This is a genomic window from Fibrobacter sp. UWB13 (genome assembly GCF_900177805.1).
Classification (GTDB): domain Bacteria; phylum Fibrobacterota; class Fibrobacteria; order Fibrobacterales; family Fibrobacteraceae; genus Fibrobacter.
In genome coordinates, this window is record NZ_FXAX01000001.1 from 2,074,954 (window position 1) to 2,091,039 (window position 16,086).

Below are 16,086 nucleotides of genomic sequence, written 5' to 3' on the forward strand. Positions count from 1 at the left end.
AAAAATTACCAGCAAAAACCTTCGTAATTAGGCAGCGTTTCCACGGACGAATCCTTCACGCGCACCAAGTCCAAAAAATGTATTTCGGGGTTCTTGCGAATAAGTTCCGGAATTTCCGGATTTCGAACAGTAATAATGACAAGCGAAGTGGACTTCACGACATCTTCAACTTTTTGCACCAAAAGCGGGAGCAAGTGCGGGATGCGCTTATTAAGTTCACGCAGGTTTGTTTCCTTTTCGCGAGCGATATTCAAATAGCGGTCATAAATGCTCAAAGAGCACCCCTTACCAAGCACGCCTTCAGCCAAACGAATCGCAGCCGAGTTGCGCAAGTCATCCGTACCCGCCTTAAACGTCAAGCCGATAATGCCCACAGAACGCACGCCAATCTGCTGCACGCGTTCCAGCACACGTTCAATGTGCCTATTGTTGCTGCATTCAATCGAAGAAAGCACAGGAACTTCAACCTGGTTCGATTCCGCCAAGAAATTCAGACCTCGCAAATCCTTCGGCAAGCAAGATCCGCCATAAGCAAAGCCCGGCTTGAAGTAATACGGAGAAATGTTCAGCTGCGTATCCATGCAGAACAAGTTCATGACGCTATGGCTATCGATATCGAGCTTTTTGCAGATAGCGCCGATTTCGTTACCGAACGTGACCTTCAGTGCATGGTAGGAGTTATTGACAAATTTTATAATCTCCGCCACCTTAGGTTCCACTTCGACAATTTCACTGCCAAGCGATTCATAAATTCCCTTGAGGCTATCCAGGGCACGGCGGCTATTGCAACCAATCACGGTCAACGGCGGGTTCAGGTAATCGGCAACAGCCATACCTTCACGGAGGAATTCCGGGTTCGAGGCCACGGCAAAGTTGATTCCTTCACGCTTGCCCGAAATCTTTTCAATCAAGGCAGTTGCAAGAGCGTTCGTTCCAGGAGGAACAGTACTGCGGATAACCACAATGTGGAACGTCGACTTTGAACGGATAGCTTCAGCAATTGCACGAACTGCAGACATCAAATACGTCGTGTCCAAACGACCATCTGGAGCATTAGGAGTACCCACGCACAAAAACGAAATATCAGTCTTTGAAACCGCTTCAACCGCAGACGACGTCGCCGAGATCAGTCCCGCCTTAAAGCCATCCTGCATAACTTCATCGATATCTCGTTCTACGATTGTCGGAAGCCCATTGGCGATCCGGCGAACCTTGTTTTCATCAACATCGTAGCCAACAACCCGGTGTCCAAGTTTCGCAAGACAGGCGATTCCAACGCAACCCACATAACCCAGTCCAAAAACACTAATAGAAGCCATAACCCATTTTCTCTTAAAAAAACTACTCCGCCTTACCCTTACCGATACTCGTCACTTCAAACCCAATCTTGCGAAGAGCATCGGCATCCAAAATATTACGACCATCAAACACAAAGGCTGGCTTTGCCATCGTACTGTAAATGCGTTTCCAGTCGAGTTCAGCAAAGCACTTCCATTCAGTACAGACGACAACAGCGTGTGCACCTTCGGCAGCCTTGTACGGATCTTCTTCAAACGTTACCTGTTCAATCACATCCTTGAGGTCGCGCTTTGCGTCCGGGATAGCCTTCGGGTCAGTCACGACAGGCAGTGCATGTTCGGCGAGCAAGTCGCGTACAACGAGGTTCGCCGGGCTTTCACGGGTATCCCCCGTATTTGCCTTGAACGCAAAACCGAACACGGCAATCTTCTTGCTCGCAATCGTGTTGAACATCGTCTCGAGCATACGGTCCACCACGCGGTGGGTTTGCCACTCGTTGATCTTCACGACACTTTCCCAGTAGGCGGCCACTTCGGGGAGTCCATAGTAACCGCACAGGTACACGAGGTTCAAAATATCTTTCTTGAAGCAGCTACCACCGAAACCGATGGATGCCTTGAGGAACTTGGAGCCAATGCGGCGGTCCTTGCCCATCACGTAAGCCACTTCATCGACATCCGCGCCAGTACGTTCGCAAAGAGCGCTAATCGAGTTGATAGAACTGATGCGCTGAGCGAGGAAGGCGTTCGCCGTAAGCTTCGTGAGTTCGGAACTCCAGAGGTTCGTCGTAAGGATGCGGTCACGCGGTACCCAGTGGGCATACACGTCCACGAGCTTCTGGCAGGCTGCAAGGCCCGATTCCGTCTGATGGGAGCCGATAAGCACGCGGTCCGGTTCAAAAAGGTCGTTGATGGCGGTACCTTCGGCCAAGAATTCCGGGTTAGAGAGCACTTCGAAGTGGAGTCCCTTATCGTTGGAATTCAGGATTCGTTCCATGGCGGCGGCAGTACGCACCGGGAGCGTCGACTTTTCGACGATAATCTTGCCTTCATCGGCAATTTCCAAAATGTTGCGGGCGGTCTTTTCCCAGTACTGGAGGTCAGAAGCCTTGCCGGCACCATGGCCAAACGTCTTCGTCGGGGTATTCACCGACACAAAGATGATATCCGCTTCCTTGATAGCGGCAGGAATATCCGTGCTAAAGAACAGGTTACGGCCACGGGCGCGCTTTACAACGTCATCCAGACCTGGTTCAAAAATCGGGAGATTTTCGCTATTCCAGGCATCAATACGCGACTGGTTGATATCAACTACGGTAACCTTAACATCGGGGCACTTATCGGCAATAACGGTCATGGTGGGGCCACCGACGTAGCCAGCACCAATGCAAACAATTTTAGTTTCGAAACTCATGATGTTACAAAATAGCAATTACAACATGTGTAAATAACAACTGTACTCAAAATGTGCGTAATTTATAAGCCGTTTAGAAGGCATAAAGGCTTATTTGAAGACAGCAGTGAGCTCGCTTACGTATTGTGGCTGTATCATACGCAAAGGAGCCGTCTCGCCATCACTCCACCCTACAAAAGTACTTCCAGAATGCGGCTCCGCATAGAGCGTTACCGGAGAATCTTCAAAGAAATTCACAGACATTTTGACCTCATCTACAGGGAGATCGTGCACAAGAATCCTTCCCGAGCCTTCCACCGCTAAAGTGACAGACGCCACATCCCCTAATCCAAAGAATTCCTGGAGTTCCTTCGTCATTACCGCCGCACGAGTTCTAACAAATTCTTCAACATTTTCCAGTTCCGTTTCCATTTCAAAAGCATTATGCTCCCAGCGTTTCTGATCGCGAGAAATTTCGGCCTGGATTTCAGCCATCATCTTCTTTACACGTGCAAGCAACTTTGAGCTTTCAAAATTCTTTTGGAACAGTACCGCCAGACGATTTATAAAAGCAGATTTAAACCCAGGATTTTCCAGCAGCTTACGCAACAGGAACGTGTATTCCGGACCATTCGGCCAGGAATTTCCATCTTCTGCCGTAGCATATTCAAATACATTGTTTGCATACAGACTAAGTCCGCTATCAAATCCAAAATCCAAATCGAAAAGGAACCATTTCCATTTTGTCTGCAATTTTGAATTTCGCCATTTTTTGAGATTATTTGCCGGCCAGTCGCGATTGTCTACATACAGTTCCGTATGCACATAATTGAGGTAATTATCAACATCTATTTGCGATGCTACATACGCATAATTTTCATCATCAGCAAGGCTATGCGATTCCAGCCAATCTATCAGAGCCTCATAATCAACCGCAGAGCCCGCAGACACTGCATTTTCCGCATCAAGCAAGTCGATATCGTCCGGATTCATTCCATAACGCGTTTCAAAGTAATATTCATTCGATCGTTCACGAAGGTCCTGAATGCCATAGTATTCGCCATTGTAGTAAACAACCGCATAACGTCCATGACGGCTATCAAGTCCAAGATCATCACCTATAGAACTTCCAAGCCTGTCGCGGACGTAATCCATTCCAAAATTATTGCCAAAATTGCGCAAAATAAAACTCTTGTATTTGTGCAGTTCAGGGTAATCCGGGAACAGCGCATAATCCAAGCGCTTATCGCCATACTTTTCGCGGAACGTTATAGCGACAGACTTTTCCTTTTTGATGCGGCTGTAATTACCATAAACCTGAAGCCCAGCTAGTTTCACAAACGAAGGAGCGGCAGCGTCCTTTTCCATCAATTCTACAACTACAGGAATTTCCTTGTCCTGCCAATAATTCGCACCTTTTTCAGGTACTTTCCCATCGGGAAAATTTCCCTTCATAAAAAGTCCAGAGTCAGGGTCAAAAAGAGATTTCGGATCAGTCGTCAAGAACACCGCAGGAATGGTTGGCGCACTCTCAAAAACATAAGTACGCACAAGTTCTTCTCCACTCAGCGCCCCCGCGACAAAAGAAGCGCAACGGATAGTCTTTGTAGTGTCAATTCTCAAAGCAGTCGTCACCGGGCTTTCCGCCGTAGGGAGAGCCCCACCCACAGCACAACGCACTGTAGCACTCTTCGGAAACGATACCACAAACGGTTCTGCATAAAATCCCGACGGAGGAAGTTTCACCAAAAAATCCACCGAAGGCGAACGTGTCGGCACAACAGTTCCTACCGTTTCTCCATAAGGAGAAGGCTCGCTATAACCAAAGTCCAACGAAATACCATCACTCAATGTTCCAAGCGACCATGACATTTCAGGCGGCAATTTCGGATACTCGACATAATCAAGAATTTGACCATCGCCATTGACAAGGTAAAGGTTTCCGCCATCCTTATCGAGCTTAAAACCTGCATGCGGTTCAAGCCCACCATTTCTCGTCACGGTTAAATTTTTTCCAGACATGAATACAATCATGAATTCATCTGGGGAAATTTTCACGTCGCCAAACATCCATTTAAACGGCTCTTCAGAATCATCCGTCAAATACTTTCCAGACAAGTCCACCGTATCCGCAGATCGATTGAAAAGTTCCACCCAGCCCGCATCGCCACCGTCGTAATCTTTGTACACTAGGTTAACGGTATTGATTTCAGAAAAGACAACAGGAGAACGCTCCGCCAAAGGGAGTTTCATAACAGGCTGAGTTTTATTTGAAATATTTTCTGAATCCGTAGCGACCGGATTCGAATCGGAACATGATGCAAAAAATGCAAAAGCTCCGAGTACCAACAAAAACAGGGAAAATTTTTCTCTCACCCAACACCTCAAATATCCGCATCTAAATATATATGCGACATGAGGAGCTAGAACTTTTTTAAAGACTATTTTTGACGCAAAATTTCGGGAATAAGCTTGCTAAAAACTCACTCGAAACTTACTTTTTTACTTCGGGTTCCGAAAGAACAACCTTTTTTCTTCTGGGTCTGCGAACGATAAAAAATATTCCGTTCCTATTTATTTGAAGATGGCCGTAACTTCACTGACGCATTCCGGCAAAATCACCCGTGTGGGGCTAGATTCGCCATCACTCCAACCTGCAAAAGTACTTCCCATAAGAGGCTCCGCACTGAGCGTCACCGGGAATCCCGTAAAGAAATTCACAGTCATTTTCGACACATCAACAGGAAGATTATGCACAAGGATCCGCCCAGAGCCACTTACAGACAAGCTTACAGCAGCCGTTTCGCCTAGTGCAAAAAATTCCTGCAATTCACCATAAACGACACTAGGGCGGTTCATCGCAAAATTCTTGATGGCGTTGAGCTGTTTTGTCATTTTCGAAGCGCTCAGCCCCCAGCGTTTTTGATCACGAGAAATCTCCGACTGAATTTCAGCCATCATTTTTTCAATGCGAGCAAGCACCCGCGAACTTTCAAAATTCATCTGCAAGAGTACCGCCATTCGGTTGATAAACGCGGCCTTGAAGCCTTCATTTTCGAGCAAACGTCGGAACAACAAAGTTGATTCAGGTCCATTTGGCCACGATTCACCATCTTCTGCCGTCGCAAATTCAAATATGTTATTCTTATACTTACTATAATCATTACCAAATCCAAAATCAAGATCATACAGGAACCATTTCCACGGAGTCTTGGAACTTGTATTACGCCACTTCTTGAGATTATTCGCGGGCCAGTCGCGGTTATTTGCAAAGAGCTCCGTATGCATGTAATTGATGAAATTGTCGACATCTATTTGCGATGCGATATAAGCATAGTTCTCTTCTTTATCTAGATGGTTGGATTCCAGCCAATCCATCAACGCCACATAATCAACAGCCGAGCCCGCAGAAACAGCATTATCCGCCTTGAGTAAATCTATTTTATCCGGATCAAGTCCGTAATGCGTTTCAAAATAGTCTGCCGTTGAGCGTTCACGGATGCTGTGGATGCCGAAGTATTCTCCGTTATAATACACAACGGCAAATCGTCCGCGCTGATAATCGACGCCAAGCCCTTCGCTCACGGAACTTGCCAAGCGGTCGCGTATGTAGTCATTTCCGTAGTTGCTCCCGTTGTTGCGCAGCAAGAACACCTTGAACTTGTTTAGCTCCGGGAATTCAGGAAACAGCGGATACTTCAGGTGAGAATCACCATACTTTTCACGGAACGTAATCGCTACCGACTTTTTATCATTTTGCCTGCTGTAATTACCAAAAATTTTGAGTCCAGCATTTTTCGCAAACGCAGGCGAACTCGTTCCCGGCTCCATCAACTCCACCGTCACAGGGATTTCCTTATCGAGCCAGTAATTAGCTCCGTAGTGAGGTTCCTTGCTCTGAGCATTTGGACCTTCCATATAAATACCAGTATCCAGATCAAAAAGTGAATTCGGGTCAGTCGTGAGAAATACCGCAGGCACTGTAGACGCAGCCTCAAAAATGTAAGTACGTGTCACCACATCGCTCGGAAGGCTTTGCGGAGCGATTTTTGCACAGCGTATTACCGTCGTCTTGTTGATTAAAATACTCTTCTGAAATACAGTCTCTTCCGAAGGCAATTTGCCACCTGTTTCGCACACGGCATTATTCGTACTTTCAAGATTTAGAACAAAAGGTTCTGTATAAAATCCCGAAGGCGGAAACAGTAAAGTGTCGATATTCTCTTCGCGAGTAAATGTCAGCGAACTACTATAACCATACGGTGAAGGGTCGGCATATCCCCAACTTCCCCCATAATTCCATGTTTTCCCGAGAGGCAATTCCGGATACGACACAGAATCCACAATTGAAGCATCGGCATTTACCAAATAAAGCGAGCCTCCCTTTTTCGAAAGCTTGAAGCCTGCGTGTGGTTCATGGCCGCGGTTCCGCGCAATGTAGCTGAAAACCTTAAGGGTTACTTCTTGAGATTCACTTGCCTCGGGGCTCAATCGCGTCCCATAAATATTCGCCAAATCAGGGAATGTTGTTCCTGTAGGGAGCGCCATACGGTAAACCGTCGAAGAATCTCCAGTTCCTTCAAGAACCATCTCGTAACCTTTCCAGTCATCAATATCGGGCTGTGCCAAGCGAACCGAAACATTGCGGCCCTTTGTAATGTACGCCTGTATCAAAATTTCATTTGCCGCCGAAATATCCAACACATCCGAAGGGTCACTACTCCCCGTTCCTACGAAAAACGAAATGGACGACCAACCAAGTTCCTCGTTTTCACCCAGTTTCATCACCGTACCAATGCGACTCTGTCCATTTTCACTAAAGCATTTTTCATCGTATCCCGGCAACGGGTCGGCATAGCTGTAGCCCGGAGGATCGCTCTCAGCATCCGTCCAAGTCCAGCAACCAGACCCAATCATATCAATAGAATCATGCGGCATTACGTAATCGGGATAGTTCTTTCCCGAGAGGAAAATGACCAAAAACGAGTTCGGCGCCATTTTCACATCGCCCAATTTCCACTTGAAGGGTTCTTCCCACGAGTCCGTCAAGTACATTTCAGACAAATTTACTGTATCAGCAGATGTATTAAAAAGTTCTACCCAACCGGCGTCATCGCCTTCGTGGTCCTTGAAATCAACGTTAACCGGGTCGACCTCGGTGAACATCACAGGGCCGCCAACAAACGGAAGTTTCGTGCCACCCGCATCACCACTTGCCGAAGAGCTGCTTTCCATATCTAAAATCAACGAACTAGGGTTATCGTCAGTACATGCCGACAAAACCAGCGCTACAAAAAGAAGAGACCCAAAGGCCCTGTAGACCCGAGCTGAAAAATCATTCCAACACACCATAATGTGGAATATATATTATGCTTGAGTATTTGGAATGCTAGGCTCGGAATATAAGAAAAAAACTACTTCTTAATTTCGGGTCCCGAATCGGCCACCTTTTTTCTTCTCGGTCTGCGAACGATAAAAAGGCAAGCGCCAATCAGCACGAGAGTGACAGAAATCACCTTGCCCATCGGGAACGCTTCGTAAAAAACGAGTGCGCCCGCAAGCGTCGGAACAGCGGCACCGACCGCAGCACTGAATGGGATAATGAACAACGCACGCCCACGAGAGAAAGACACCTGCGAATACAAGAACGCAATGCTGTAAGTCGCCACATAGCCAAGCGTTCTAAAATCCATGAGCAGGTTTACCACCGACGAAAAATCGATATTGTCGAGGTCAAAGTCCATCGCCAAGCTCTTGTAAAAAGCAGCCGAAAGCCCAAAGCCAACGCCCATGATAAGCGAGTCCACCATTTCACGGTCTTTTACCCAGAGGTGCGCAATGAGAGTCGCAAAGCTAAGTCCGCCCGCATACAGCCAAAGCGTCCCGATATTCTGCACCGCCGTCGATTCCCCTAGATTTTCAACGGAGTAAAGGAGGCCCGCCACGACAAAGCAAATTGCCACCACAATGCGCTTGGTCAAGACTTCCTTGAGGATGCAAAATCCCATCAACGCCGTCAGCACCGGATTCAAGACCATCATCGGCTGCACCTGACTCAAGTCATACTGAGCCATGGCAATGTAATAGCCAAGCGTTGCAAGCCCGGAACATGCAATGCCGAGCCACCAAAACTTATTCGTGATAACGCCCTTGAAAAATTCCCAGGGCCTAGAAGTTCCGCCCGTGCGCTTGCCAACAGTGGACACCCCGGACTTTTCTAGGATGTTTCCACAAGCAAATAAAAACGCAGGACCAATGGTTAAGAGTAGGAATAGCATTCGCTAAATCCCGTCATAGATTTCTTTGTAGATCCAGTAATTTCCCATGACGCGCTTGACGTAGTCGCGGGTTTCCCAGTAGCTGATTTCTTCGACGCGCAAATCCCACGGGAGGCCTTCGCTTTCAGACTGCCAGCGCTTCGTCGGCTTGGGACCTGCATTGTAGTTGCAAAGCACATACATGTAGTCGTTCTTGTACTCATCCTTGAGGTCCACCAAATAGCGGATCCCCAAGCGGATGTTCATGTAGGCATTGTACAAGCGTTTCGGATTAAAGCCAGAAATTTCTTCCTTGTCGGCAAGCATCTTACCCGTCGCAGGCATAATCTGCAAAAGGCCGCAGGCGCCCGCAGGCGATGTAATCTGGAAATCGAAAATGGATTCCTGACGCATCACGCTATACACAAAGAACGGATCGATGCTCGTGCCCGAATAGTAAACCACAGGGTCAGCATACGGAACCGGGAACAAATAATGCAAAACATCTATCGGCGGCGTCATGAACAGGCGCCTATCCATCTTCGCCTGGAACTGGCGTGCAAGCCTGTAACCGGCAGCCGTTTCGCCCATCTCGTAGAACAGTTTTCCGTATTCGTACAAGAAATCCATGCGCTTGAAGTTTTTCTTCTTGACTTCGTCATACAGCCTAAACGCTTCTTCTTCAAAACCATACAAGAAGAGCCTCTTGATGCGTTCGTAACGTTCCTTGCTGTACGAGGCATCCGGCTTTCCGAGCTTATTCACCGAGCGGATCCATTCGATCGTCGCCGCATGGGACATCGGCACGCCATGAGCATACGGGATCTTGTCCGCAGGCAACAAATGATTGTCCAAAAGCTTCATGCGGCTGCGGTGTGCATAATACGAAAGCGGGAAGTCCTTGATGCAGTCGAGATAAGCTTCACGGGCAAGCGAATCCTCGCCCATCTTCTTGTAAGTATCGCCAAGGAACATTCTCGAAGCACTACCGCTCCAGAGGAAAGGATCCTTCGTCGCATCGCGGAAGTATGCCGCAGCCTCGACCCACATGCCGCGCTTAAAGTAGCAGTAGCCAATGCGGAATCTCGCCCACTGGCGTTTCAGATTGCTCTTGAAACGCTTATGGATGAGTTTCTTGTAGCAGTCAATCGCCTTATCGTACATCAGCTTCTGTTCAAATTCAAAGCCGCGCAGCCAGAGGTTATTGGCGTTTTCGGTGCTGAACTGGCTCACGTCCTGCAAAAGCGAATCGTAAGTGTGGATTTCTTCGTCAAATAGCCCTGCCGCTTCCTTGCGGTAAAGCTTGAGTATTGCCTGAATCCAGGAAGGACGCGCTTCCACATTTTCAATCAAGTTGCGGTACTGTTCAATCGCATCTTCATTACGGTTCAGAGAACGGAGTGCCGCCGCACGCTTTTCCCACAGCATAATGCGCGTGTTCAAATCTAGCGTGCTCTTTTTCAGGCGTGCATAAGCCGGGTCATCAAGCACCACCACCGAAGCAGGATTTTTCTGCGCCTGCTGCGCATCCAAAATTTGGATAGAATCGAGCAGGTCGATGCAGTTCTTCATTTCGTCCTTGGTGCAGGCAAGCTTGGCATAGGCCACTTTTTCGGCAAGCGATTCAGGCGCCCCCAGCACTTCCCTCAAGCGGCGCACAGAAGCATAAGCGGAATCCTTATACGATGTACGGCTCGTGAGGAGCTTCATGTACATGCGTTTTGCCTGTTTCAGCTGGTAAGAATCTTCCAAATATTGGGCGTAACGGTACTTCAGCGGATCCACATCGTCGCCATCCGGATTTCCATTGAGGTAGACCATCAAGGAGTCCGCACGAGCAACATCATTCAGCGAATAATCCGCCATTGTCGCTTCAATTCTCAAGCGGTCCGCCGCATCACGCCAAGCCCTGTCGTTTTCCAGGCTCTTTTCGAGTCGGAGCGTTTCGCGCATCTTGGCATACTTTTCCTGCTTGAAGTTTGCCTTCGCCATGCGGAGCACAACAGGTCCAAGCAATTCCGGTTCACGCTTACGCAAGGAATTATAGGCAGCATAGGCACTGTCCCACTGGCCACTGTAATAGTAATAGGCAGCGCGGGCAAAATCGCGATGGTTCTGCGGAACTGAAATATCGTTCATTGTTTTCTTCGCACGGGCAGCACGAACAACCACATCCTGGAACTGGTCCGGAGCAATCATTTCCTGATCCGCGAACGGAGACTTGTAGGTGGAATATACCGAACCATCCACCTGAGCATACAAGGCGGCTGTACACGCAAACAATAAAGAACAAAATAATTTCATCAGCAAACCAACAATTTTTATTTTTCGACTTGTCCCACAAATCCAGATATACCAAGTTCCATAATGGTTTGTGCATACTTTTTATGCAAAAACTCATTTACACTCTCGGCATCATCCATTTGCAAGACAGTCAAAGCCGCATCACGAACATCTTCAAAGTTGATCGAGCGGATAATCTTCTTCGTCGTCATCACGCTCCACGGCGTCATCGAAAGTTCATCGACACCGAGTCCAACCAACAAAAGCACACTCATCGGGTCCGTACACATTTCACCGCAAACCGCCACAGGGATTCCTTCACGGTGCGCAGCCACCACAGTCTGGTAAATCATGCTGAGCACTGCCGGATGGTGCGGCTGGAACATGTCGGTAATAAGTTCGTTCGTACGGTCAACCGCAAGCGTAAACTGGATCAAGTCGTTAGTACCCAAGCTAAAGAAATCGACTTCCTTAGCAAGTTTGTCCACAATCATCACAGCGGCAGGGACTTCGATCATCGAGCCAATTTTAACGACCGGGAGCTTATGCCCTTCATCTTCGAGCTGCTTGCGGGCTTTCGCAATGCACGCCTTTGCACGCCTGAGTTCCGTCATGCTCGAAATCATCGGGAGCAAAATGCGCAAATTGCCCTTCGTATTTGCAAGCAACAAAGCGCGCAACTGCGTAATAAACACATCTTCGCGATCCAGGCACACGCGGATAGAGCGCCAACCCATAAACGGGTTCGATTCATTCACCGCAGAAACCCCAGAAACAAGCTTGTCACCGCCCGCATCAAGCGTACGGATTACAACCGGGTGCGGCGCCATCTTTTCAAGGATATGCCTGTAGGCGCTTTGCTGTTCCTTTTCGGTCGGAGTGCCTTTTCTAAAGAACAGGAATTCTGAACGGTAAAGACCGATACCGGTAGCGCCAAAGTCCGTGACCTTGTCCGCTTCCGTCGGGATTTCAATGTTCGCGTGCAACACAATATACTTGCCATCGCGAGTCATCGGTTCCAGCTGGCGCATCGTGAAAAGTTCACGGCGCTGGCGTTCGAACATTTCCTGGCGTTCATGGAACTTGCGGATATCGTCTTCATTCGGATTGATGATGACCTTACCATCAGCACCGTCAACGATAATCGTATCGCCACTCTTGACAAGGGCAGCCACATTCCTAAGGCCAGATACAGCCGGGATCTGCAACGCTCTAGACAAAATAGCGACATGGCTTGTACGGCCACCCGTATCCATCACGATAGCGTTAACTTGTCCGGGCTTCAAAGTCATCAAGAAGCTTGGAACAAACTCATGGGCCACGAGGACAACGCCATCTTCATGAGACACGTCCTCCAATACCGGTCCGGAGTCATCCATCGCAGACATCAGGCGGTTGTACAAGTCCCTGAGGTCTGCCGCCTTGTCACGCATGGCAGGCGAATCAATTTTTTCGAACTTTTCGATGTAGGCGCTAAAAACAACATGCACCGCCCACTTCGCGTTCTTGTGCTTTTTCCTGATTTTGTCGAGGACTCCATTCACGAGCCCCGGATCCTGCAAGATCATCAGGTGCGTTGCAAAAATCAGGCTGTCCTTGATGCCAGCTCTGGATTCTGAAATTTCTTTAATCTGGGCGATTTCCTTGGAGGTCTTACTAATCGCCTTCAAGAACATCTGTTCTTCTGTAGCAAGCCTGCTTTCCGGAAGAGTCTCATCGACCACCGAAAATTCGCGGTTTGCAACAGGGAACACCGTCCCCATGGCAAAGCCCGGAGACGACGGAACACCAACAAGCTCTATCCTCTGGGACTTCGGCTCATTGGCAGTCTTGGCCACAAAATCAGCAGGGTTCTTCGTTGAAGTGGTCATCAAAAAGCTTTTCCAACTGCTGAACGACGAGCTCTTCATCCTCGCCATCGATTTCGAACTTGACTTCGGAACCCGCAGGGATGGCAAGCATCATCACATTAAGGATGCTCTTCGCATTGGCCTTCGAACCATCAAACACGATGGACACATCACTCTTAGCCTGCCCCGTGATATCAACAATCATTCCGGCCGGACGGGCGTGAATGCCCAGTTTGTTGGAAACAGTAAGTAACTTTGTAATCATCAATTCCTCAGAAGAAATCCACATTAATATCAAGACCATCCTGCAAGATAATCTTGAACAAGCTGTCCGCAGAGCGCACTGTTTTGACAAGGTCGTCGTGAAGCTGTCTGTCGTTCAGCAAAATCCCGACGGTATTGTCTTTCGAATCCATCTTGGACTGCACCTTGGCAATAAGTCCATCCAAATGCTTGGTCACGCCTTCAAGTTCGGAGATCAAGTGGTTTGCATTCCCCATGACCTTGTCCGTTCCGGCAAAAAGACCGTTGATCGGTTCCTTGACGCCATCGACAAGTTCGTTTACCTTGAGCGTCACCTTGTTCAGGTTTGCAAGGCTCTTTTTGAGCTGCGGGTCGGTCGTTGACACAAGCGACATCAAGCGGTCTTCAAGATTTTCGGCCTTCACCAAAAGTGTCTTGAAACGGTCCTGGAATTCCGGGTTTGCAATCGTTCCGTTCAAGGCAGTCTTTACCGCTTCCAAGAGCACCTTCGTCGAATCGCAAACTTCACCGGCAAGGCCAAGCGCTTCGGCAATGCCCGCATCGAACTGTCCCGTGATGGTATCGCCCGGCACATAGTATTCTTCGGAATCGCCGAGGATCATGCCAATCTGGCGTTCACCCATGATGCCGATGTTCTGCACACGAATTTCGGAATCCTTCGGGATTTTCACATTGGACTTGAGCCTGACCGTCACCACAACGCGGTGTCCAGAAAGTTCGATGGATTCCACACGACCAAGCTTCACGCCATTGATTTTGACCGGGTCATCCAAAACAAGCGTACTCACCTGCGTAAAGCGCAAGTGGTACACGTCGAAAGTTTCACGCAGATCCTTCTCGTTCAAAAAGAACATGCCAAATATCAAAATGAAAATGGCTAAAAGAACGACAAGTCCGACGGAAAAGTATAAAGCGGTATTCTTTTTCATTCTAAAAACAATCTAGCATATTTTGCGATTGGCATTGGCTGCATCTTGAAAAATAAGAGGATTATCCCTCCACCCTCACGATGGGGCTATTCGTCTCGATGCCGTTCACATGGCGATCCAGCCAGTCGAGCAACAAGGCGTCGCGTTCAGCCTGCGGCAAGGCAAACTTTTCACGGCCCTGCTTCTGCATAAACACGTCGAGGTACGTCATCAGTACGCCACCAGCAACAGAGACGTTCATCGATTCCGTAATGCCGTACTGCGGGAGCTTAAATTCATAGTCCGCATGGGCAAGCGTGTCCGGGTGGTTCCCGTGGAATTCACTGCCCAGGTAAAAAGCCATCGGCTGGCTCAAATCGAGGTCAAGCACAGAGTTCGTCGTGTTCGTGCTCGCCACTGCAATCTTGTAGCCCTTCTCGCGGAGCTTTTCCATGCAGAGCATGCGCTTCTTGTACAGATAAAGGCTCATCCACTTGTAGGATCCCTTCAAGATGGACTTGTTCACGCTGTAGGCGTTGTCTTCTTCAATGATGTGAACATCCTGGAGGCCAAAGACTTCTGCAGTACGGATAACAGCGGAAATGTTATGCGGGTCAAACAGGTCTTCGAGCACCATGCAAAAGTGACGCGTACGGCGGTTGACGACAGAAGTCAACAATTCACGACGACGTTCCGTCACACGTGCAAGCAAAGTTTCCAAATCCTTAGGTTCACTCATTTTCTAAATCCTTTTTAATAAAAGTATTTGCCTTAAATTCAGCAGGTTCAGTCGTTTTTTCTCTAGGTTCAGCCGGCCTTACGACAGGCTTGGGCTGGCTAAGTTCAATCTTCGAGCGGTCTATGCGTTCAGCATCGCCAAGTTTCCAGGATCCACCCGCAACCACTTTGTCAAATTCAGCGATATGGCGCTTATTTTCGGGAGTCTGCAACTTGGCATTTTCCTTCAGCGGTTTTCTGTTCCCGCCATAGTACATCGACGCCGCTTTCTTGATATCGTTTACAACGTCGTCAATCTTGGAATTCACGACACTCTTGAAAACACGCAGCTGCATAATGGAATTCAAAACAGAATTGCTCGGGAACACGACTGCAGTAAGTTTGTACTTAAGTTTTCTCGGTGCCACCAAGTCCATATCCAGATAAGCAATTGCAGTTCCCTTAAGAGACCACTTCAAAATCTGTGCATAGCCAAATCCAAAGAACATGTTGCGAAGCATGGGCTTTGCCCCCGCACTGTCCTGCAACGCCCAGTAAAAATCCCCCGAAAGTCCATGACCGTTACTGCCCGAAAAATAGCGACGGTTCAAGCTATTATACTCTAGCGTATAATCCGATTTCAGATAAGCGTTAATCAAATCTGCCGTGAACGGCATATTGTCAAACAGGAACGTAATTTCATTGACTTCTAGCGGAAGTGTACCCTCGCTTTCGTAAATGGCTCTATACTGGCGACCGAGACGCATAAACACGTCCATCATCATCGGAGCCTTGATGTCCGTCGAAAAGCCGCGCTTGACAATTTCCTTGTACGGTCCGCAGAACTCGTTATCATACTCAATCTTGGGCCACGGTTTCAAATCCGTTTCCGTACAGGCTTCGTACTTGATATCAAGGCACTTATACATTCCCGAGCAGAACGAGCGCATGTTATCGGCATTGTTCTTCGTTTTCATCAAAAGCTGCCGGCGGGAAACTTCGGACGAAGAAACACTCTTCGTTGCGTAAGACATTGACGTGCCCAAAACGAGCACTAAGCCAATGCACATACTCAATAAAGAGAATCGCAAACCATTACACTGCATAAGTACCTCC

11 protein-coding genes are annotated in these 16,086 nt (G+C 48.2%); all 11 read right to left on the reverse strand.

The features are described 5' to 3' along the window. Positions 1–5: 5 nt before the first annotated feature. Positions 6–1,319, reverse strand: a complete 1,314-nt coding sequence (locus tag B9Y77_RS08650) for a nucleotide sugar dehydrogenase (RefSeq protein ID WP_073423698.1) — start codon at positions 1,317–1,319, stop codon at positions 6–8. A 22-nt stretch (positions 1,320–1,341) separates the two neighbouring features. After that, positions 1,342–2,712: a nucleotide sugar dehydrogenase gene (locus B9Y77_RS08655; RefSeq protein ID WP_085491241.1), complete on the reverse strand. Its 1,371-nt coding sequence runs from the start codon at positions 2,710–2,712 to the stop codon at positions 1,342–1,344. A gap of 90 nt (positions 2,713–2,802) precedes the next feature. Continuing rightward, positions 2,803–4,944: a CotH kinase family protein gene (locus tag B9Y77_RS08660; RefSeq protein WP_139829287.1), complete on the reverse strand. Its 2,142-nt coding sequence runs from the start codon at positions 4,942–4,944 to the stop codon at positions 2,803–2,805. Between the two features lie 321 nt (positions 4,945–5,265). After that, positions 5,266–7,926: a CotH kinase family protein gene (locus B9Y77_RS08665; RefSeq protein WP_254899973.1), complete on the reverse strand. Its 2,661-nt coding sequence runs from the start codon at positions 7,924–7,926 to the stop codon at positions 5,266–5,268. A 179-nt stretch (positions 7,927–8,105) separates the two neighbouring features. Then, the gene (locus B9Y77_RS08670; RefSeq protein ID WP_085491244.1) at positions 8,106–8,969 is read right to left on the reverse strand and encodes an EamA family transporter; all 864 of its coding nucleotides are present in this window, start codon (positions 8,967–8,969) and stop codon (positions 8,106–8,108) included. A gap of 3 nt (positions 8,970–8,972) precedes the next feature. Next, positions 8,973–11,252, reverse strand: a complete 2,280-nt coding sequence (locus B9Y77_RS08675) for a lytic transglycosylase domain-containing protein (RefSeq protein ID WP_085491245.1) — start codon at positions 11,250–11,252, stop codon at positions 8,973–8,975. 17 nt (positions 11,253–11,269) lie between these two features. Beyond that, a complete protein-coding gene (gene ptsP / locus B9Y77_RS08680; protein WP_073423704.1) occupies positions 11,270–13,102 on the reverse strand; it encodes a phosphoenolpyruvate--protein phosphotransferase in 1,833 nt (610 codons plus the stop codon). Next, on the reverse strand, positions 13,074–13,346 hold the full coding sequence (locus tag B9Y77_RS08685; RefSeq protein ID WP_073423927.1) for an HPr family phosphocarrier protein: 273 nt from the start codon (positions 13,344–13,346) through the stop codon (positions 13,074–13,076). The genes ptsP and B9Y77_RS08685 overlap by 29 nt, the downstream gene beginning before the upstream one ends. Positions 13,347–13,353: 7 nt before the next feature. Further along, positions 13,354–14,274: an MlaD family protein gene (locus B9Y77_RS08690; RefSeq protein WP_073423705.1), complete on the reverse strand. Its 921-nt coding sequence runs from the start codon at positions 14,272–14,274 to the stop codon at positions 13,354–13,356. Between the two features lie 61 nt (positions 14,275–14,335). Further along, positions 14,336–14,992 (reverse strand): TrmH family RNA methyltransferase, encoded by a 657-nt coding sequence (locus B9Y77_RS08695; protein ID WP_073423706.1) that lies wholly within the window; start codon positions 14,990–14,992, stop codon positions 14,336–14,338. Continuing rightward, positions 14,985–16,076: a hypothetical protein gene (locus B9Y77_RS08700; protein WP_085491246.1), complete on the reverse strand. Its 1,092-nt coding sequence runs from the start codon at positions 16,074–16,076 to the stop codon at positions 14,985–14,987. The genes B9Y77_RS08695 and B9Y77_RS08700 overlap by 8 nt, the downstream gene beginning before the upstream one ends. Between the last annotated feature and the right edge of the window lie 10 nt (positions 16,077–16,086).